This window comes from Thermanaeromonas toyohensis ToBE, from assembly GCF_900176005.1.
In the GTDB taxonomy this organism is placed as follows: domain Bacteria; phylum Bacillota; class DSM-521; order Neomoorellales; family Neomoorellaceae; genus Thermanaeromonas; species Thermanaeromonas toyohensis.
The window spans coordinates 237,036-256,302 of record NZ_LT838272.1; the positions used below are offsets into that span (position 1 = coordinate 237,036).

A 19,267-nucleotide genomic window follows, 5' to 3' on the forward strand; every position below is an offset into this window, starting at 1 on the left:
CTAAGGGAGGGCTGCTATTCGGAAGGGAGGTTTTTATAATTTATGCCCAAGAAATTTATGGCTAAGGGGAAAGATTGGCTATTTACCTTTATCCTTGGAGCTGCGTTAATGGCTTTCTTATTTGCTTTTCTTTTAGGAAGGCCTGCCCCGGCCTTGGCCAGAGAGGGGGACTCTTTCTGGCCCCTGCTCTTTGAAGTCCGAGAGCTAATAGAGAAACACTATGCCGGCGAGATAGACCCTTATGCCCTGGAAGAAGGAGCTATTCAGGGGATGCTAGAAAGCTTAAGGGATCCTTATAGCGAATATTTTAGCCCTCAGAAGATAAAGCTTTACCAGAAAGCTTTGGAACAGGAGTATTCAGGGGTAGGCCTGGTCTTACAAGAGGAAGGAGGGATCTTTACCATTGTAGGAATTATCCCTTCTTCTCCGGCGGCAAGGCAGGGTTTAAGGCCAGGAGGGGTGCTTCTTAAAATTGATGGTCAACCTGTACAGGGGCGCACCCTAGAGGAAGTGAAAGGGCTTTTACAAGGAGAAGTAGGTACCGAGGTGCTCTTGGAGATAGCCTGGCCTTGGGAAGGGGTACCCAGAACCTTTACTTTAAAACGCGAGTTTTTGCGTCAGCAGGTAGTTAGAGCTCAGGCTTTAGATGGCCAGCTCGGATACCTAGGCTTAACTTCCTTTACCACTTGGATGCCAGAGGAAGCTGCCCGGGCTCTGGATTATTTTAAGGCTTCTGGGGTTAAGGGGATAATACTGGACCTCCGAGGCAATTCCGGTGGGTACCTGCAGGCCGCTGTAGAAGTAGCCTCCCTCTTCTTACCTCCGGGAGCTCCAGTGGCCCAGGTAGTAAATAAGGCTGGCCAGGTGGAGATATTACGCTCGGCTGGTCCAGGATTGGATTTACCTCTGGTGGTCCTGGTGGACAAGGATACGGCTAGCGCAGCGGAGCTTTTGGCTGGTGCCTTGCAGGATGCTGGTTTAGCTTATCTCGTAGGCACCCGTACCTATGGTAAAGGTAGTATCCAGAGTATTATACCTTTAAGCAACGGCGGGGCTTTAAAACTTACTACTGGCCATTATCTTACCCCGGCGGGCCGGGAGATCGAGGCCCAGGGGCTTAAGCCTGATAAGGAGATAGAAGACCGTGAGGAGCAATTTAGATATGCCCGGGATTTGTTACTCAAGCAGGAAAGACCCGCGGCGTAAAAAGGGATGATCCTTAGTAAGACTTGCCATGGGGGAAGATATAGGGACTTCCTAGCATAGGGTTTTTGTGTGTGGCTCAGGAGGTTCGGCCTTCCTGCGTTATTGAGCTGGAAAGGCGGAAGAGGCAGCATGTGATTTTAAGGGACAAATTAGCTGTAAAAGATTTAAGGTTGCGTAAAATTATTGCGATTTCTGTCCGGCTTATGATAAATTGTTGTAAGGATTTATTTCTCCTGGAGGTGAGAATCCCAGGTGGCTGAAGTAACATTGACTATAGACGGACAACAAATTACTGTACCAGAGGGCGTTACAGTCTTAGAAGCGGCGAGAAGGGCAGGGATTTTTATTCCCACCCTCTGCCAGGACGACCGGCTTTCCCCTTGGGGTGGTTGCCGGCTTTGCGTAGTAGAGATCAAGGGTATGCGTGGTCTACCTGCTTCCTGCGTAACAATGGTGGCCGAGGGCATGGTGGTAGAGACAGCTTCTCCGGCTGTGATTGAAGCCCGAAAGGAGATACTTTCCCTTCTACTTGCTAACCATCCCCAGGATTGCTTGACCTGTAGTAGGAATGGTGACTGCCGCCTGCAGGATTATGCTTACCTGTATGGAGTGCGGGGAGGGGAATACGAAGGGGAACGGCATACGTATCCCCTGGAAGAGGACAACCCCTTCTTTATCCGGGATATGAACAAATGCATCCTGTGCGGCAAGTGTGTACGGGCCTGCGCGGAGGTGCAAGGCAGGAGTGCTATAGATTTTGCTTATCGGGGCTTTAATACCCGGGTGGTCCCGGCCCTGGATGTCACTTTAAGAGAATCCGGAGATTGTGTGTTTTGTGGGAATTGTGTGCAGGTTTGTCCGGTAGGTGCCCTTATTGAGAAGGAGCGCCTCTGGCAGGGGCGCGAATGGGAGTTTAGAAAGGTGCGTAGTATTTGTTCCTACTGCGGTGTAGGATGCAATATAACCTTGTATGTTAAGGACGGCCGGGTGGTCAAGATTACGGGGTATGAGAACCCTGAGGTGAATAACGGGTGGCTATGTGTCAAGGGCCGCTTTGGCTTCGATTATATCCACAGCCCAGATAGGCTCACTCGTCCCTTAATCCGAGAAGGAGAGAGGGGTTCCGGTCGTTTCCGGGAAGCAAGTTGGGAAGAAGCCTTAAGCTTGGTAGCAGAGAAGCTTAAAGGGATAAAGGAATATTATGGACCTGATGCCTTAGGCTTCTTGTGCTCGGCTAAGTGCACCAACGAAGAGAATTATCTTTTGCAGAAGTTAGCCCGGGGGGTGTTGGGCACTAATAACGTTGATCATTGTGCCCGTCTCTGACACTCCTCTACGGTTGCCGGTCTGGCAACCGCCTTTGGTAGCGGGGCTATGACCAATTCCATAGCGGATATAGCCCAGGCTGATTGCATCTTTATCATTGGTAGCAACACCACGGAGAATCACCCGGTTATCGCCCTTAAGGTCAAGGAAGCTGTCCGCCGGGGGGCCAAACTTATAGTTGCGGATCCCCGGTATATAGAGCTGGTAGATTGGGCTTACTTGTGGCTCAGGCAAAGGCCGGGTACAGATCTCGCCCTTCTTAATGGTCTTTTGCATGTTATTGTGAAAGAAGGGCTCTATGACCAGAAATTTATCGGGGAGCGGACAGAAGGCTTTGAGGAGGTAAAGGTAGCTTTAGAGGAATATACTCCAGAGAAAGTAGAAGAGGTTACTGGCGTCCCAGCCCAGGATATTATCGAGGCGGCCAGGACTTATGCGCGGGGCCCACGTTCCAGCATACTTTACGCCATGGGCATTACCCAGCATGTGACCGGTACAGCTAATGTGATGGCCCTGGCCAATCTGGCCATGGCTTGTGGGCATATAGGTAAGGAAGGTAGCGGAGTTAATCCTTTACGTGGGCAGAATAATGTCCAGGGCGCCTGCGATATGGGGGGGTTACCCAACGTTTTGCCCGGCTACCAGCCAGTGACGGATGCCGAGGTTCGCCGGAAATTCGCCTCAGCCTGGGGGGTAGAGGAGCTTCCGGCTGAACCAGGGCTTACAGTGGTAGAGATGATGCGGGCAGCAGAGGAAGGGCGGCTCAAAGGGATGTATATCCTGGGTGAAAATCCAGTCTTGACGGATCCCGATGTATCCCATGTAGAGAAAGCCCTACGGAATCTAGAGTTCCTCGTGGTCCAGGATATATTCCTGACGGAGACAGCCCGCTTGGCGGATGTTGTTTTGCCTGGAGCAGCCTTTGCTGAGAAAGAAGGGACCGTGACCAATACAGAGCGGCGGGTGCAACTTATGCACAAGGCAGTTGAGCCGCCAGGAGAGGCTAGGGCTGATTGGGTTATTTTATGCGAGATCCTAAAGCGGCTAGGAAGTCAGGACCAGTATTCATCACCAGAAGATGTGATGCGGGAGATAGCCCAGCTCACCCCTAGCTATGCCGGTATAACTTATGGGCGGTTGGAAGAAAAAGGACTACAGTGGCCGGTACCCTCTCCAGATCATCCCGGCACGCCCATTTTGCATAAAGAAAGGTTCACCAGGGGAAAGGGCCGCTTCCACGTGGTACATTTCCGGCCGCCGGCCGAAGAGCCGGATGAAGAATATCCCTTCTTGTTTACTACGGGCCGTCTCCTTTATCACTATCATACGGTTATCTCCCGGAAGGCTAAAGGCTTAGAGGAAATATGCCCTGAACCCGAGGTGGAGATAAACACAGCGGATGCTCTTTCTTTAGAGATACGGGAGGGCGAAATGGTAGAGTTAATTTCCCGCCGCGGGCGGGTGAAAGTTCGAGCCAGAGTGACTGAACGTGTGCCTAAAGGGGTAGTGTTCATGAGCTTCCACTTCTGGGAGGCAGCTGCTAACCTCTTGACCATAGCTGCCTTAGACCCGGTGGCCAAGATACCTGAATATAAAGCTTGTGCTGTGAAAGTAAGAAAGCTAGCCTAAAGGCGAAAAGAAATTTAATGTAGGAGAAAAATAGGTTTTAAAGTGAAGAGATAGTTTAAAAAAAGGAGCCTTGGGGTGGATGAAGGAGGCCCCCTATAGCGACCTGGTAGTTACCCTCTTTGAACGAGGGGAGGCGCGAAAGGCCGAGGATGCTGTTATTGCTGAATTCCCTTTAGAAGTCATAATTAACGGCCAAAGCCTGGTGAACCTCCTATGTACCCCTACAGATATGGAGGATTTGGTGGTAGGATTCCTATATTCTGAAGGGATCATTGGAGATCTTAGGGATATAACAGAACTTAAAATAACAGGAAACCGGGCTGAAGCAAGAATAAAGGGCGAGTTAAAGGATAACAGTAGCGGGGTGGCTTGGCTCACTTCCGGCTGCGGGCATTACATTACCTGGCGGGGAAGGCAGGAGGACTGCATCTACGAAGTTAAAGTGGATTCTCCCCTAAAAGTTTCGGCTGCTGCCCTTACCCAGCTTGTAATGGGGCTGGAGATAAAGGGTACTTTGTACCATAAGACTAGAGGGGCCCATGGTGCAGCCCTGGCTTCCCCCAACAAGGGGATCTTGATATTACGGGAAGATATAGGTCGGCATAATGCCGTGGATAAGGTGGTGGGCTGTGCCTTGCGGCAAGGAATAGAGACTTCTGATAAGCTCCTCCTGACTACTGGGCGTATTTCCTCGGAGATACTTTACAAAGTAGCCAGGATGCGGTTCCCCTTTGTAGTCTCCCTGTCAGTGCCCAGCGATTATGCTGTATGGCTGGCTGACCTTTTGAGGATCACCATTGTGGGATTTGTGCGCGGGAAAAGGTTTAAGGTTTATAGCCATGCGTGGCGGGTGCTTTAAAGGATTTAGAAAAAAGGGACAACGCGAGGAGCTTAGGGCCGACCAGGCTGGAACCTGCTATGCTGGCTTTATAGTGTAGGTATGGGCAAGCCCTTGGGGAGAAGAAAGTAGGAGGTGACAAAAATTTGAGCAATTGCAACTGCCATCAGGAAGAAGGTAAGAGGGAGGCTTTGGAGAGGGCTTTTGAGCGTTACGCAGGACAGCGGGGGGCCCTCATTCCTTTGCTCCAGGAGGCACAAGAAATTTACGGGTATCTCCCGGCGGAGGTCCTGCGAGAAATAGCTCGACGCTTAAAAATCCCCTTTAGCCAAGTTTTTGGGGTAGCTACCTTCTATGCCCAGTTTCATCTTAAACCCCGTGGCCGTAATGTTATCCGCATCTGTCAAGGTACGGCTTGCCATGTTCGAGGTGCCTCACGGGTGTTCGAGGCTGTATCTCAAGCTTTAGGTGTGGGACGTAACGAAACTACCCCTGACCTGCGTTTCACCTTAGAGACGGTGGCTTGTCTAGGCTCCTGCGGGCTGGCACCGGTGATGATGATAAACGAGGATACCTACGGGAGACTAACCCCCGAAAAAGTATCCGGAATTCTAGAGAAATACAAATAGGTAAAGTTGGAGAACACCATGCGCATTAACGCAGGGATGCTCATTTTAGATGTCTAATGTGGAGGATTTACCGCTAGTGTTGTGTTGGGTTGCGGGAGGGGATAAAGGTGAGAAGCTTGGCTGAATGGCGTGCCTCTATACAGGAAGCGCGTTTAAAGCAAAAACTTAAGCCTAGGTTGACTGTGGGACTGGGCACCTGTGGTATAGCAGCTGGGGGGGAAAAGGTCCTTACGAGTATCAGAGAGGAAGCCCAGCGGCGAGGATTAGATTTAGATGTAGGGTTCACCTCTTGTGTGGGTATGTGTTACGCCGAGCCCATTGTGGAGGTGGCCTTACCGGGTAAACCTCGGGTTTTTTATGGTGATATTTCCCCAGCTAAAGTGGGCAAGCTCCTGGAGGTTCATGTGGGTTCTGGCCAGCCAGTCGAAGAATGGGCTCTGATTCAGGTTACGGATGGGGCAGAGCCTTATCCAGGTATACCCCGCATGGAGGATAGCCTTTACTTTCGCCAGCAAGTGAGGGTGGTCACTTCCCGGCTAGGACTTACGGACCCGGAAAGCTTAGAGGAATATATAGCTACAGGTGGGTATGAGGCGCTAGAGAAGGTCTTAAGCCAGATGACCCCGGAACAGGTTATCGAAGAAATTAAGATTTCGGGTTTAAGGGGGCGGGGAGGGGCTGGATTCCCTACCGGCCTTAAGTGGAGCTTTACCCGTAATGCGCCGGGAGATAAAAAGTATGTAGTATGTAATGCGGACGAGGGGGATCCGGGGGCCTTCATGGATCGGAGCGTTTTAGAAGGGGATCCCTTCTCGGTCATTGAAGGTATGACCATTGCGGCTTACGCTATTGGTGCTGATGAGGGATATATTTACTGCCGGGCTGAATATCCCCTGGCCCTTAAACGGTTACGAGGAGCTATTTCTAAAGCTAGAGCCCACGGCCTCCTGGGCGATAATATTTTAGATTCCGGTTTTAGCTTCCATCTCCATATTAAGGCTGGAGCGGGGGCTTTTGTCTGCGGAGAAGAAACGGCCCTTCTGGCCTCCATAGAGGGTCGGCGGGGGATGCCCAGAGTGCGGCCTCCTTTCCCAGCCCAAAAAGGGCTCTGGGGTAAGCCCACTAACATCAATAATGTGGAGACCTACGCCAACGTGCCTTTTATCATCCGGCGGGGTGGGAATTGGTTTGCCTCCATGGGCACGGAGAAAAGCAAGGGTACCAAGGTTTTTTGCTTGACTGGAAAGGTAAAGAAGACCGGCCTTATTGAAGTGCCCATGGGTATTACCCTACGGGAAGTAATCTTCGGGATAGCCGGAGGTATCCAGGAAGACAGGAAATTTAAAGCCGTGCAGATAGGCGGCCCATCTGGAGGATGCTTGCCTGAGGAGAAGCTTGACCTCCAGGTGGATTATGAATCCTTGACTGCCGCGGGCGCCATTATGGGCTCTGGCGGTATGGTGGTCATGGATGAAAATACCTGTATGGTGGATGTGGCCCGCTTTTTCTTAAACTTTACCCAGGCGGAATCCTGCGGCAAGTGTACCCCATGCCGCGAAGGGACAAAGAGGATGCTAGAGATCTTAACCCGTATATGCGAAGGCCGAGGCCGGATGGAAGATTTGGATACTTTAGAGCGTCTTGCGCGGGTGATCAAGAATACAGCCCTGTGTGGATTAGGGCAAACCTGCCCTAATCCCATACTTTCTACCCTTCAGTATTTCCGCCACGAGTATGAGGCCCATATTAGGGATAAGCGCTGTCCAGCCCATGTGTGCCAGGCCTTATTGGTCTTCTCCATCTTAGAAGATAAATGTACTGGCTGCGGTGCTTGCCGGGTAGCTTGCCCGGTGGGCGCTATAAATGGTGAGCGGAAGCAACCCCACCATATTGATACTTCTCGTTGTATCAAATGCGGAAGCTGCTTAGAAAAGTGCAAGTTTGGGGCTGTGGTGAAAGTATAAAGAAAAGTATACAGTGGTGACAGGTATTGGGGGAAAGGCAGGAAAGCACAGGGGAGGCAGAGTGCTAACAAAGAGGTTAAATAAAAATATCGGGCAAAAGATATGGGTCAAAAATAGGCGGGGGTAACCGATTTTTAACCTCCGCCTATTTTTTGCCGGCAGGGGAAGAAAAGGAAAAAACGAAAATTTAATATTACCTTGTATTACCCATGTTACATCTCTGTAACATAGTAATCTTACAAAGGGGAGGGCTGGTTGTGGCTGAAATAGCCTTTATTGCTCCTTATGAAGATTTGGCTCACGTAGCCCGTCAGGTGAGCCAAGAGTTGGGATTGGAATTGGATATATATGTAGCACGGATGGAAGAGGGAGTTAAAGCTGCCCAGGAGGCAGCGCGGAAGGGTTGCCAGGTGGTGGTGAGTCGCGGCGTAACAGCTTGGCTTATCCAACAGTCAGGCCTGGATCTACCAGTGGTAGATGTCCCTATCGGTGGCTATGATATCCTGCGGGCCTATTACCAGGCTAAACAGTTCGGCGGGCCTATCGGGATTGTAGATATTCCCGATGTCATCCAGGGCCTGGAAAGCCTAGAGAATATATTAGGGGAGACTTTCATCAAATATACCCTTAAGGATCAGGGGGAAGATATCCGGCGGGGGATCCAGGCTGTAAAAGAGGCTGGAGCGGAAGTGGTCATAGGTAAAATCGCCATGGCCAAGGAAGCCCGCAACTTTGGCCTTAACAGTGTCATAATAACTTCGGGCAAGGAGACAGTATACCAGGCCTTAAAGGAAGCCCAGCGGGTTCTTCAGGTACGCCAGCAGGAAAAGCGGCGTTCAGAGCAGTTAAAAGCAATACTAGACTTTACCTATGATGGAATTCTCGCCTTAGATGAAGAGGGCCGTATTACTGTATTTAATCCAGTGGCAGAGAAATTATCAGGTTGGCGGGCTGAGGAGGCCATTGGCCGGCCTGTGACCGAAGTTATTCCCGAAGGAAAATTTCACCTTCTTCTCCAAACGGGCAAACCTGAGCTAGGCGAGATTTTGGAAATCGGCAACACCAGGGTCGTGGCCAATATGGTACCTATAGTGGTGGACGGGAGGACAGTGGGTGTAGTTACTACTTTTCAGAACATAAGTAGCTTCCAAAACTTAGAGCATAAGGTACGGCGCATGTTATCTGGCCGAGGGCATGTAGCCAAATATACCTTTCAAGATATTTTGGGTCAGAGCCCGGCCCTTTTGGAAGCTGTGTGCCTGGCCAAAGAATACGCGGCTACTAATTCTACAGTTCTGATTTATGGGGAGACAGGTACTGGGAAAGAGATGTTCGCCCATGCCTTGCATCTAGCTAGCCCCCGCCGGCAGGGACCCTTTGTGGCTGTAAACTGTGCAGCCCTACCCGAGAATCTCCTGGAAAGCGAGCTTTTCGGCTACGTAGAGGGCGCCTTTACCGGGGCGCGTAAAGGGGGGAAACCGGGCCTTTTTGAGCTAGCTCATAGAGGGACCATTTTCTTAGATGAAATTGGAGAAATGTCTCCACGCTTGCAAGCGCGGGTCCTGCGGGTTTTGGAAGAAGGGGAGATTATGCGGCTGGGTGATGATCGCGTAATTCCTGTAGATGTGCGGGTTATCGCTGCCACCCACCGGGATCTCAAGGCTATGGTCCGTGAGCAGGCCTTCCGGGAGGATTTGTATTACCGGATTAATGTGCTGAATCTTACTTTGCCTCCTTTAAGGGAACGGGGGACAGATATTCTCCTCCTTGCCCAGCATTTTCTAGAGGAATTTTGTCGCAGTTTAAAAAGGCCAGTGGCAAGACTTACTCCAGAGGCTTGCCGGGAGCTTTTGCTTTATCCTTGGCCGGGGAATATTAGAGAGCTACGTAATACTATGGAGCGCCTGGCCCTAAGATGCCATGGCGGTGAGATCGGGGCTAAAGAAATACTTCAAGCGCTGGAGCTGGAAACTGGGAAGAAAATGAAGGAGAACGGAGGTACGGAAAAGGATGAAGGGGGTTCACAGCCTATAAAGAGTAGCTCTTGCTCAGGGCATGTGTTTTTGACTGCACAGGTAAAAAAAGTAGAGCGCGGGTTAATTGAGAGGGTACTTTGGGAAACAGGGGGAAACAAAGCGGAAGCTGCCCGTCGGCTAGGTATAAGCCGGACCACTTTATGGAGGAAATTAAAGAAGGGTTAAATAATTAGCTTCGCTTTAACTGTTACTAGAAGTTTTAGTAAAAACCCTTCGGGCATAAGAAAGAAGCTAAACCGGCCGCAACTTTAGCTGCGGGGCTAAAAGAGGGATAAAAAGAGGGATAGATTATAGATTATTGTAACGTTACATCGATGTATCTTCCGTTGCAATAATGTAACAAAAGACTTCTCCAGTTTATTGGCAAGTTTACTTTGCTTTTTAGGCCGAAGCCTTGTTTTTCTTACCGGTTTTGGCTTTAGGACTATAAGGGAATAAAAAGCTATAGATCTGGCACATTTCTTGCATAGATCCTTATGGATAGAGATGACTATGGTTACGGAGAGATACGAATTTAGGAACAAATACGAAGTAAGCAGATACGCAAGATGCCAGGAAAAGGACGGGACTGTAAAATTTTAGAAGGGAGGATAGCCTTGGCTTTAAAGAATCTCCCTGTAGTCCCTTCAGCTCCACCCGGGACTATGGCCTTAAAGCCGGTGGCGGCTACTTGGCGCGAAAGATATCCCCGGATAATCCGGGAACGTTGTAACGCTTGCGGTGAGTGCTTGTACTTTTGCCCGGAGGGAGCTTTAAGGCTAAAGGAGCATGAATTGGAAATAAACTTGGATTTTTGTAAGGGTTGTGGCATTTGTGCCCATGAATGTAAGAAGGATGCTCTGCATATGGTAGCTGAATATACAGGGCCCAAGGGATTGCTGGGATAAAGGTATAGGGGAAGGGAGAAAAGAATAGATGCGGCAGCTCCTAGATGGGAACGAAGCTACTGCTATGGCGGCGCGGCTTGTGCGAGTGGAAGTTCTTGCTTCTTACCCTATCACTCCAGCCGCACCAGCCATGGAACGGATCACCCGTTTTATTGCCGAAGGGACTCTTCAGGCTAAGTTCATCCGGGTAGAATCTGATCACAGCGCCTTGGCTGCCGCTGTAGGCGCAGCCCTGGCAGGTGCCAGACCCCTGGTTATCACCAACTCCCAGGGTTTAGCCTATATGAGCGAGGTATTATACCATGCCTCGGGGCTCAGGCTGCCCATAGTTATGGCTGTAGTGAACCGGGGCTTAGCAGCACCCCATACCCGTTTTCCTGATCATGGAGATGCGGTAGCCCAGGAAGCTTGTGGGTGGATACAGCTCTTTTGTGAGAACAATCAAGAGGTTCTAGATACTTTAATCCAAGCTTATCGCCTAGCGGAGGATGAACGGGTGAGACTCCCGGTAATGGTGCATTATGAAAGCTATATTCAGTCCCATACCCGCGAAGTAGTGGAGGTTCCGGCTGCAGAAGATGTAGATAAATTTTTACCTTTATACCGCCGGCCGGCTCTAGATGTTAATAACCCGCAAGCAGTAAATGTAGTCACCGGGCCCGACTTGTATATGGACTATAAGTACCAGCAGGATAAGGCCCTACAGGATGCTGCGGGAGTGCTTCGTGAGCTAGATCTTGCTTATGCTGAATTAACTGGCCGGAGCTGGGGGGGAACGTTAAAGGGTTACCAGTTGGAAGGTGCACTGCATATCTTCGTTACCATGGGATCGCTAGCCAGCACATGCCGCGAAGCGGTAGATGTTCTACGGGGAGAGGGTTTACCAGTGGGGCTGTTAAAGGTACGGGCCTTCCGCCCCTTCCCCAGGGAGGAAGTGCGGTTCCTTTTAAGGGAGGCTCGCTCGGTAACGGTTTTGGATAAAAACATTGTTTACGGTTCGGGAGGAGCCTTGGCTAGGGAGGTGCGGGCTTCTCTGTACGGGCTAGCCCCAGGACCTTCTGTCTATAGTTACATTGCCGGTCTCGGTGGCCGGGATGTAACTTTAGAAGATGTAATCCGCATCTACAAGAGAGTAGAGGAAAAAGTTAAAGCCAACCAGGAACCTGTATCCTACGAGTGGTATGGAATAGAGTAACAGGAGGTAGCTTAAAGTGGATTTATTTACAGGGGGACATATGGGTTGCCGCGGATGCGGGGCGGCTATTGCTGTGCGCCAGGCTATGGAGGCCCTGGGTCCGCGTACTATTATTGTGATACCCGCCTCTTGTATGGCCACTATAGGGGGGTCAGGGTTAAAGACCGCCTGGCGTATCCCCTTCTACCATTCCCTTTTTGAGTGCGCTCCAGCGGTGGCTTCTGGTATCCGGGCGGCTTTAGAGGTGCAGGGAATAAAGGGGGTAAACGTGGTTTCTTGGGCGGGAGATGCCGGGACGGCGGACATCGGATTTCAATCCTTAACTGGTGCTGCTGAACGGGAGGAGGATATAATACACGTCTGCTACGATAACGAAAGTTATATGAATACTGGCGGCCAGGCAGGGGGGACTACACCCTTTAGGGCTTGGACTCCTGATACGCCTTCCGGCAAGACGACACGGCATAAGGATATGCTGGCCATCATGGCTGCCCACCGGCCAGCCTATCTAGCTACGGCTTCTATCGCCTATCCGCAAGATTTCATAGACAAACTCAAACGGGCTAAAGAAATCAAAGGTTTCCGTTATATTCACGTCCTGGCTCCCTGCTACCGTGGCTGGGGAATAAAGGAAGAGGAGACGGTAGAAATGGCTAGGCTAGCGGTGGAATGCGGTCTCTGGGAACTATACGAAATTAGGGCGGGGGAGCGACGGGTCACCGTAATCCCGGAGCGCCGGGTACCAGTGCGGGAATACCTCCTCAGGCAGCAACGCTTCCGTACTCTTAGTGAAGAGGATTTAGCTTTCTTCCAGGTAGAGGCAGGCTTTTTAACCAACTTGTCAGGAGGGGAAGGTGCTCTTTAACCTCCATCCCTATAGTTGCAAAAGTCTACCTCAAAGTTAGTGGATAACACCGGAGGCTCTTTTTAAGGGAGGCAGGAGGATGATAGAAATACGTTTTCACGGCCGTTATGGCCAGCCAGTTACACCTTGGGCCATGGCCATAGCGGAGAAGGCCTTAAAACAGGGATATTATGTTCAGGTGTTTGAAAACTTCGGTGCTTTCCGTCCGGGAGCGCCCTTGCATACTACGGTTAGAATCAGCGATACTTTCATTTACACTCGTTCCTCGAATAAGACTACACCCGATATAGTAGTGGTGCTGGATAACAGCCTTTTTAACGTTGTCGATGTTACCCAGGGGCTTAAAAAAGGAGGAGTAGTAATAGCTGCTGGGCTGTCCCAAGAAGTAGCCGGGATGGGGGGTTATAGATTCCTTTCGTTAGAATTACCTCCCGGTGCAGAGCTTAAAGAGCGCGAGGCGAGTTTATGGCAGGCTTTAGCCGGACTGTTAACTTGTAACATGTGGTGAGGCTTCAGGCTATGCATTTCATCCACCGTATATTAGCTGTAGCTGCTGGCCGGGAAAAGGTAGAAAGCGGCGAAGTTATTAAGGTACCAGTAGATCTAGCTTTGGGGCATGACGGGACAGCGGAGAAGGTGCTCACCCATTGGCCTCCGGGTGGTAAGGTAAGCATCCCCCAAAAGACTGTGTTTACTTTAGATCATCTTTTACCGGCCCCTACTGTAGAAGCGCGGGAGTTGCACAGGCGTCTTCTAGAGTTTGGACGGGAACAAAATATATATGTATTAGCCCGAGGTGAAGGAGTTCTTCATCAGGTAGTAGCGGAACAATTTACTCCCCGGCGGGGATGGATAATAGCCGGTGCTGATGGCCATGTAGCTACGTCCGGGGCTTTTGGCGCCTTAGCCTTTACCGTTAAACCCGAAGAATTAGTAGAAGTGCTTTTAACCGGTAACCTGTTAGTACGGGTACCTCCGGTATATACGGTAGAAGTTGGGGGCCGCCTGCCAGCGGGGGTAACAGCACGGGATTTAGCCCTAGAAGTATTGAGGAATTTAGACCGCGAAAGAATCCAAGGGGCGGCTTTGGTCTTTCAAGGAGAAGGGGTGTGGACTTTAAGTACCGCTAGCCAGATGGCTTTATGTAACCTTATAGGGGAAACAGGTGCAACGACGGGGTTAGTGATACCACCAGAAGAAGTAGAGGTGGGAAGGGAGCCTGAACTGAAGGTAGAGGTGAGCAACCTTAAGCCCCTAGTAGCTTGCCCACCTTCCCCTTTTAACGTACGGCCCTTGGAAGAACTCGAGGGGTTGCCCATTAGCCAGGGGGTAGTAGGTGGGTGCTCCAGTGGACGGCTGGAAGATATAAGGGAATTGCTCTTAGGACTTGCTGGACATACAGTGCATAAGAATGTAACCCTTCTAGTTACTCCGGCTTCTCGGGAGATTTTAACTACTATGGAAAGGGAGGGTTTGACCCAAATTTTACGGGAGCAAGGTGCCCTAATACTTCCACCGGGTTGCGGACCGTGTCCGGGTAAGCATTTAGGGCTTTTAGCTCCAGGAGATCGGGTTTTGGCTGCTACAGTACGGAATACTCCTGGTCGTATGGGTGCTAGTACGGCAGAGATCTACTTGGCTTCTCCCCGGGCGGTAGGAGCAGCGGCTGCCGTAGGGTACCTCGTTAGTCCAGGGTAGCAAAAGATTAGCTTATTGTGCCTACAGGGTATGAGCTCTGGTGAAAGGGTTCATCGGTCCAGGGGGTAAAAGGCTTAACCTGTTCAAGGGTTCATCCCAATAGTGAAGGTAAGGTTAAAGCAAGGAGGTGAGGAGGGGAATTTTAGAGAGAAGGGGGTTTTACGGTTTAATAGGTTGCTTGGTTTTTAAAGTAAATTTTTTAAGGTAAATTTTAATCTAAACATTAAGGAGGGACTTTATAGAGGATGTCGGTGCCTGTAATTTCTTTGTTAGCCCTGATTTTTGTAATTGTTATTAGCTGTATTTTTCCTCTGAATATCGGCGCCATGTCCCTGGGATTATCCCTTCTTGTGGGGCATTATCTAGGTGGTGTTAAAATAGCCGAGATAATCAAAGGGTACCCCACGAATATATTCTTGATGCTAGCTGGTACTACGTATTTATTCGCCTTAGCCCAGGTGAATGGTACTTTAGAAAAAATTGTTAAGTACGCTATAAAGGGTGTACGGGGTAATGTAGCTATCCTTCCCATTATCTTTTTCTTCCTCGCCTTTGCCCTTTCCTCCATGGGCCCAGGCCAAATAACCATTGCTGCCTTGATGGCACCCATGGCCATGCTTTTGGCGGAGGAAGTAGGTATCAGCCCCTTGCTTATGGCCATTGTAGTGGGAAACGGTGGGCAGGCTGGCGCTATGTCGCCTATCGCTCCGGCGGGGGTTATAACGGCAGGGTTAACTAGCAAGATGGGCCTTTCTGGAGTAAGCGGTGTCTTGTGGCTAAACCAGCTCCTGGGGCACTTTATTGTATCTGTGTTAGCTTACATCATTTATGGAGGGCTAAAACTATGGAAGGCTAAAGATACCGGCGAGCGGCAGGTCCTGGCTAACTTAGAGATCGAGCCCTTTACCCGCAACCAGTGGATAACCTTCATAGCCATTTTAGTGTTCGTTATAGGCGCCCTCTTCTTTAAGATGGATGTAGGACTGGGCGGCTTCCTTATCGGTACTATCCTCGCTCTATTTAAGATAGCTGATGAAGGTAAAGCCATTAAGCAAATGCCCTGGGGTACCATCTTATTTGTATGCGGCGTTACGGTGCTTATCGAGCTGATGAAGAATATCGGTGGTATGGATCTTTTTGCCGGAATTATAGCTAGTGTTTCCACACCCTTCACCCTTACCTTAGTCACGGGTTTCCTGGCTGCGCTGATCTCTGCTTACGCTAGCACTATAGGTGTTATTTTACCAGCTTTCATCCCTATGGCTCCCATGTTGCTACAGAAGGTCGGGGCCCCTTCTACAGAGCTCATACCCTTGCTCTCTACTATTGTGGTTTGCGGCTTCCTTACCGATCTTAGCCCCCTTTCTACCACTGGCGCTATCTTTTACGCCAATGCGGGCGAGAAGACCAACAAGCAAAAGCTCTTCCGGGATATGCTTATCTGGGGCTTATCCATGTCAGTAGTGGGAGCGGTGATAAGCTGGCTAGCCTTTACAGTCTTGCGGTTGCCGTAAAAAGTTAAAGATGCGCCGGGGAAAAAGAAAACTGGCTTGGGCAAACTTAAAGGTAGTAGTCTGCGCTGTGGAGAGAATTCCACAGCGTTTTTTTAATTTATTTTCCCCTGGTCTCAAAACGGAGCACTATCCGTGGCCGCTTAAGATTCGCCTTAGGTTCGGAGGGCGTTCCTGAGGGAATATAAAGAGAATGAGAACAGGAAGGGTCAATTTTCGGAGGTAACGCCTGGGGAGAAATTGGGCTTCCCGTAGGTGGTGCTGGAGGTGCTTCCGGGAGAGGAGGTATTTTTGGCGGTCTAGGTGGGGCAGGTGGATATAGAGGTAGCGGCTGAGTTCCGGGAAGAGGAGGGCGCTCAGGCGGATGCCTCGGGGCATGTACTATGGTTAGGCTGTTTAGTATCATCTCTTCCTCACACCTTAGCTTCCCTTCCCGGTAAGTCCGTCGGCGGATCTCTGCCCGGGGGATATATGCAGAAACCTCATGGGGCCAAGGGAGGCTAAATTTTCTTGTCATCTTCATCACTACGTGGCCTATTCTAATCTTTATTTCATCATAGGTAAAATGGCCCATTTTTCTCCCCCTTATTTATTGTATGCTTATTTAACTTAAGCTTCCCCCTAAAGCCTTGATCACTCCCTGGCCTTCTGTTACAATATACCTGGCTTAAGGGCTGCTCCATGTGTGAGAGGGGCTATTTTTTTGCCCTTAAGTTTCCCGAAGGAGGGGAAGAAGTGACCCAAAAGTATGATGTTATAGTTGTGGGTGCCGGGCCTGCCGGTATATTCGCGGCATTGGAGATGGTAAGATATGGGAGCGGCCTGAAAGTGCTAGTCCTGGAGAAAGGCCATGACTTGGAGCGGCGGCATTGCCCGTCTAAAGAGGGGGGGGTAGCCTGCCGCCATTGTTCACCCTGTTCTATGGTCTCCGGGTGGGGTGGTGCAGGAGCCTTCAGCGACGGTAAGCTTACCCTATCCCCTGAAGTGGGCGGCTGGCTAAGTGAGTATATACCGGAAAGGGAAGTAGAGTGTCTTATTGACTATGTAGATGGTATCTACCGTTCCTTTGGGGCACCGGAGAAAGTGTACGGTGGGCCGGAAGATGAGCGGATCGCTGAAATACAGAGGAAGGCAATACTTGCTGATCTTAAGCTCATTCCAGCTCCCATACGCCATCTGGGTACTGGGCGCACCCAGGAGATCCTCAAGGCCATGAAAGATTATCTCCTGGAAAAAGGGGTGGAAATAAGAACTGAGGAACCGGTAGAAGAGATCCTTATTACCGAAGGCAGACGCATAAGAGGTGTGGTTACTAGGGCCGGTGAGGAGATAACGGCCCGTTATGTTGTACTTGCGCCAGGTCGACAGGGAGCGGATTGGCTGAGGAAGGTGGCTAACCGGTTAGGATTGGAACTGGCTGTCAATCCCGTGGATGTAGGTGTCAGGGTGGAAGTTCCGGCTGTGGTTATGGAACATCTAACTGATGTCATTTATGAATCGAAATTTATCTTTTATTCCCGAAAATTTGATGACCGTGTACGTACCTTTTGTATGAATCCCCATGGTGAGGTGGTATTAGAAAACAACGAAGGGCTGGTGACAGTTAACGGCCACTCCTATGCTGACAAAAAAACCGATAACACTAACTTCGCTCTTCTAGTAAGTAAAACTTTCACTGAGCCCTTTAAAGAGCCCATCGCTTACGGCCGCTATATAGCCGGGCTGGCTAACCTCTTGGGAGGAGGGGTATTGGTACAGCGGTTAGGGGATCTCCTCTCTGGTCGGCGCACTACCCATGACCGCTTAAGCAAGGGGTTGGTAACTCCTACCCTCAAAGAAGCTACCCCGGGAGATCTCTCCTTGGTCTTTCCTTATCGTCATTTGACTGCTATAGTAGAAATGCTGGAAGCCATGGACAAAATAGCTCCAGGAGTTTATTCTCGCCATACCCTTTTATATGGGGTTGAGGTCAAGTTTTACTCCTCGCGCCTTAAATTGAACTCCAACCTCATGACAGAGGTAGAAGGATTGTATGCTATAGGCGATGGGGCAGGGGTGACGCGGGGTTTGGCCCAGGCTTCCGCGGCCGGGGTGATAGCTGCGCGGGACATTTTGGCTAGGGAAGGCAAGGGCTAAGGTAAATTTAAAAAGGCGGTGAAATTTATGCCAGCAGTGGTTCTTGTTGGCGCCCAGTGGGGTGACGAGGGTAAGGGAAAGATTACCGATTATCTAGCCGAAAAGGCCGACCTGGTGGTACGCTACCAGGGGGGGAGCAATGCCGGGCATACCGTGAAGGTAGGAGAGGAGGAGTTTAAACTACACCTAGTACCTTCTGGGATCCTTTATCCAGGAAAAATCTGCATCATTGGGAACGGCGTAGTAGTGGATCCCCAAGTATTGGTGGCCGAACTAGAAGGCCTTGAGCGCCGCGGCATTGATACCTCTGGCTTACGCTTAAGTTACCGTGCCCATGTAATTTTACCTTATCATAAAAGATTAGACGAGGTGGAGGAAGAGCGGCGTGGAGCTGGGCGCCTGGGTACTACCCGGCGGGGTATAGGGCCAGCTTATGTAGATAAGGCAGCTCGTATGGGTATCCGAGTCATCGATCTTTTGGATCCAGAAGAATTTCGGGAAAAGCTGGCCTTTAATCTTAAGGAAAAAAATGAGCTTTTTATCAAGGTTTACGGCTGTTCCCCTTATTCCCTAGAGGAAATCCTGGAAGAATACTTAGGGTATGCGGAACGTCTGCGGCCCTTGGTGGCTGATACGGGGCGTTTAATAAACCAGGCCTTACGGGAAGGTAAGAAAGTGCTTTTTGAAGGTGCCCAGGGGACGCTCCTAGATCTAGACCAAGGCACTTACCCCTATGTTACTTCCTCCTATCCTGTGGCTGGTGGTGCTTGTATAGGAGCAGGGGTGGGGCCTAAAGCTATAGATGCTGTTATAGGAGTGGTCAAGGCTTATACTACCCGGGTGGGGGAGGGGCCCTTCCCTTCAGAGGCTAAAGATAATGCTAGCGAATACTTACGCCGACGGGGAGCAGAATATGGGACTACCACTGGACGGCCCAGGAGATGTGGGTGGTTGGATACTGTTATCTTGCGCCATGCTGTAGAAGTTAATGGTCTTACTGGGATAGCTTTGACCAAACTAGATGTACTTACTGGCTTAGATGTGGTGCGGATTTGTACAGGTTACCAGTATGGAGGCGAGGTATTATACGATTTCCCGGCCAGTCTTAAAGTCTTGCAAAAGTGTGAGCCTATTTACGAAGAACTTCCGGGATGGCAAGAAGATATAACCCAAGCGCATACCCTGGAAGAGCTTCCTCCTGCCTGCCGGGCTTATATTAGACGGGTGGAGGAATTAGTAGGAGTACCGATAAAGCTTATAGCTGTAGGGCCCCGGCGTGATCAGACTATAGCGGTTACTAATATTTTTGGCCAGGAAGGTTAGAAACAAATTGAGCTTAAAATCTCT

At 50.3% G+C, this 19,267-nt stretch carries 17 protein-coding genes; all 17 read left to right on the forward strand.

Features of this window, described 5'->3' with window-relative positions:
* The first annotated feature begins 42 nt into the window (after positions 1-42).
* The 17 genes from B9A14_RS01255 (at position 43) to B9A14_RS01330 (ending at position 19,243) form a co-directional block, all read left to right on the forward strand.
* The gene (locus B9A14_RS01255; RefSeq protein ID WP_084663259.1) at positions 43-1,206 is read left to right on the forward strand and encodes a S41 family peptidase; all 1,164 of its coding nucleotides are present in this window, start codon (positions 43-45) and stop codon (positions 1,204-1,206) included.
* 71 nt (positions 1,207-1,277) lie between these two features.
* Positions 1,278-1,466, forward strand: a complete 189-nt coding sequence (locus tag B9A14_RS01260; RefSeq protein WP_157109729.1) for a hypothetical protein — start codon at positions 1,278-1,280, stop codon at positions 1,464-1,466.
* Positions 1,459-4,161 (forward strand): formate dehydrogenase subunit alpha, encoded by a 2,703-nt coding sequence (gene fdhF / locus B9A14_RS01265; RefSeq protein ID WP_084663263.1) that lies wholly within the window; start codon positions 1,459-1,461, stop codon positions 4,159-4,161. Before B9A14_RS01260 ends, fdhF begins: the two co-directional genes overlap by 8 nt.
* Before the next feature lie 79 nt (positions 4,162-4,240).
* Entirely contained in the window at positions 4,241-5,020 is a 780-nt protein-coding gene (gene fdhD / locus B9A14_RS01270) for a formate dehydrogenase accessory sulfurtransferase FdhD (RefSeq protein WP_084663265.1), read from the forward strand.
* Between the two features lie 125 nt (positions 5,021-5,145).
* Entirely contained in the window at positions 5,146-5,628 is a 483-nt protein-coding gene (gene nuoE / locus B9A14_RS01275; RefSeq protein ID WP_084663267.1) for an NADH-quinone oxidoreductase subunit NuoE, read from the forward strand.
* 107 nt (positions 5,629-5,735) lie between these two features.
* Entirely contained in the window at positions 5,736-7,592 is a 1,857-nt protein-coding gene (gene nuoF / locus B9A14_RS01280; protein ID WP_084663269.1) for an NADH-quinone oxidoreductase subunit NuoF, read from the forward strand.
* A gap of 257 nt (positions 7,593-7,849) precedes the next feature.
* A complete protein-coding gene (locus B9A14_RS01285) occupies positions 7,850-9,793 on the forward strand; it encodes a sigma 54-interacting transcriptional regulator (protein ID WP_084663271.1) in 1,944 nt (647 codons plus the stop codon).
* Positions 9,794-10,176: 383 nt separating this feature from the next.
* On the forward strand, positions 10,177-10,515 hold the full coding sequence (locus B9A14_RS01290; protein ID WP_197686542.1) for a 4Fe-4S binding protein: 339 nt from the start codon (positions 10,177-10,179) through the stop codon (positions 10,513-10,515).
* 28 nt (positions 10,516-10,543) lie between these two features.
* Positions 10,544-11,710 carry a transketolase C-terminal domain-containing protein gene (locus tag B9A14_RS01295; RefSeq protein WP_084663273.1) on the forward strand — a complete coding sequence of 389 codons (1,167 nt, stop codon included), beginning with the start codon at positions 10,544-10,546 and terminating at the stop codon, positions 11,708-11,710.
* 40 nt (positions 11,711-11,750) lie between these two features.
* On the forward strand, positions 11,751-12,575 hold the full coding sequence (locus tag B9A14_RS01300) for a thiamine pyrophosphate-dependent enzyme (RefSeq protein WP_084666989.1): 825 nt from the start codon (positions 11,751-11,753) through the stop codon (positions 12,573-12,575).
* A gap of 79 nt (positions 12,576-12,654) precedes the next feature.
* Positions 12,655-13,083 carry a 2-oxoacid:acceptor oxidoreductase family protein gene (locus B9A14_RS01305; protein ID WP_084663275.1) on the forward strand — a complete coding sequence of 143 codons (429 nt, stop codon included), beginning with the start codon at positions 12,655-12,657 and terminating at the stop codon, positions 13,081-13,083.
* Complete coding sequence (locus B9A14_RS01310) at positions 13,077-14,273, forward strand: aconitase family protein (RefSeq protein WP_172839006.1); 1,197 nt, start codon at positions 13,077-13,079, stop codon at positions 14,271-14,273. The genes B9A14_RS01305 and B9A14_RS01310 overlap by 7 nt, the downstream gene beginning before the upstream one ends.
* A gap of 127 nt (positions 14,274-14,400) precedes the next feature.
* Entirely contained in the window at positions 14,401-14,481 is an 81-nt protein-coding gene (locus tag B9A14_RS18175; protein ID WP_157110015.1) for a hypothetical protein, read from the forward strand.
* A 37-nt stretch (positions 14,482-14,518) separates the two neighbouring features.
* A complete protein-coding gene (locus B9A14_RS01315; protein ID WP_084663279.1) occupies positions 14,519-15,787 on the forward strand; it encodes an SLC13 family permease in 1,269 nt (422 codons plus the stop codon).
* Positions 15,788-16,087: 300 nt separating this feature from the next.
* Positions 16,088-16,288, forward strand: a complete 201-nt coding sequence (locus B9A14_RS01320; RefSeq protein ID WP_084663281.1) for a hypothetical protein — start codon at positions 16,088-16,090, stop codon at positions 16,286-16,288.
* A gap of 231 nt (positions 16,289-16,519) precedes the next feature.
* Positions 16,520-17,920 carry an NAD(P)/FAD-dependent oxidoreductase gene (locus B9A14_RS01325; protein ID WP_084666990.1) on the forward strand — a complete coding sequence of 467 codons (1,401 nt, stop codon included), beginning with the start codon at positions 16,520-16,522 and terminating at the stop codon, positions 17,918-17,920.
* A gap of 27 nt (positions 17,921-17,947) precedes the next feature.
* Positions 17,948-19,243, forward strand: a complete 1,296-nt coding sequence (locus tag B9A14_RS01330; RefSeq protein ID WP_084663283.1) for an adenylosuccinate synthase — start codon at positions 17,948-17,950, stop codon at positions 19,241-19,243.
* Positions 19,244-19,267 lie beyond the last annotated feature (24 nt).

Bases quoted from the DNA above. Each gene is read 5' to 3' on its own strand.
- B9A14_RS01290 (WP_197686542.1), top strand. From the start codon at position 10,177: ATGCCAGGAAAAGGACGGGACTGTAAAATTTTAGAAGGGAGGATAGCC.
- B9A14_RS01330 (WP_084663283.1), top strand. From the start codon at position 17,948: ATGCCAGCAGTGGTTCTTGTTGGCGCCCAGTGGGGTGACGAGGGTAAG.
- B9A14_RS01300 (WP_084666989.1), top strand. From the start codon at position 11,751: ATGGGTTGCCGCGGATGCGGGGCGGCTATTGCTGTGCGCCAGGCTATG.
- B9A14_RS01305 (WP_084663275.1), top strand. From the start codon at position 12,655: ATGATAGAAATACGTTTTCACGGCCGTTATGGCCAGCCAGTTACACCT.
- B9A14_RS01255 (WP_084663259.1), top strand. From the start codon at position 43: ATGCCCAAGAAATTTATGGCTAAGGGGAAAGATTGGCTATTTACCTTT.
- fdhD (WP_084663265.1), top strand. From the start codon at position 4,241: ATGAAGGAGGCCCCCTATAGCGACCTGGTAGTTACCCTCTTTGAACGA.
- B9A14_RS01295 (WP_084663273.1), top strand. From the start codon at position 10,544: ATGCGGCAGCTCCTAGATGGGAACGAAGCTACTGCTATGGCGGCGCGG.
- B9A14_RS01315 (WP_084663279.1), top strand. From the start codon at position 14,519: ATGTCGGTGCCTGTAATTTCTTTGTTAGCCCTGATTTTTGTAATTGTT.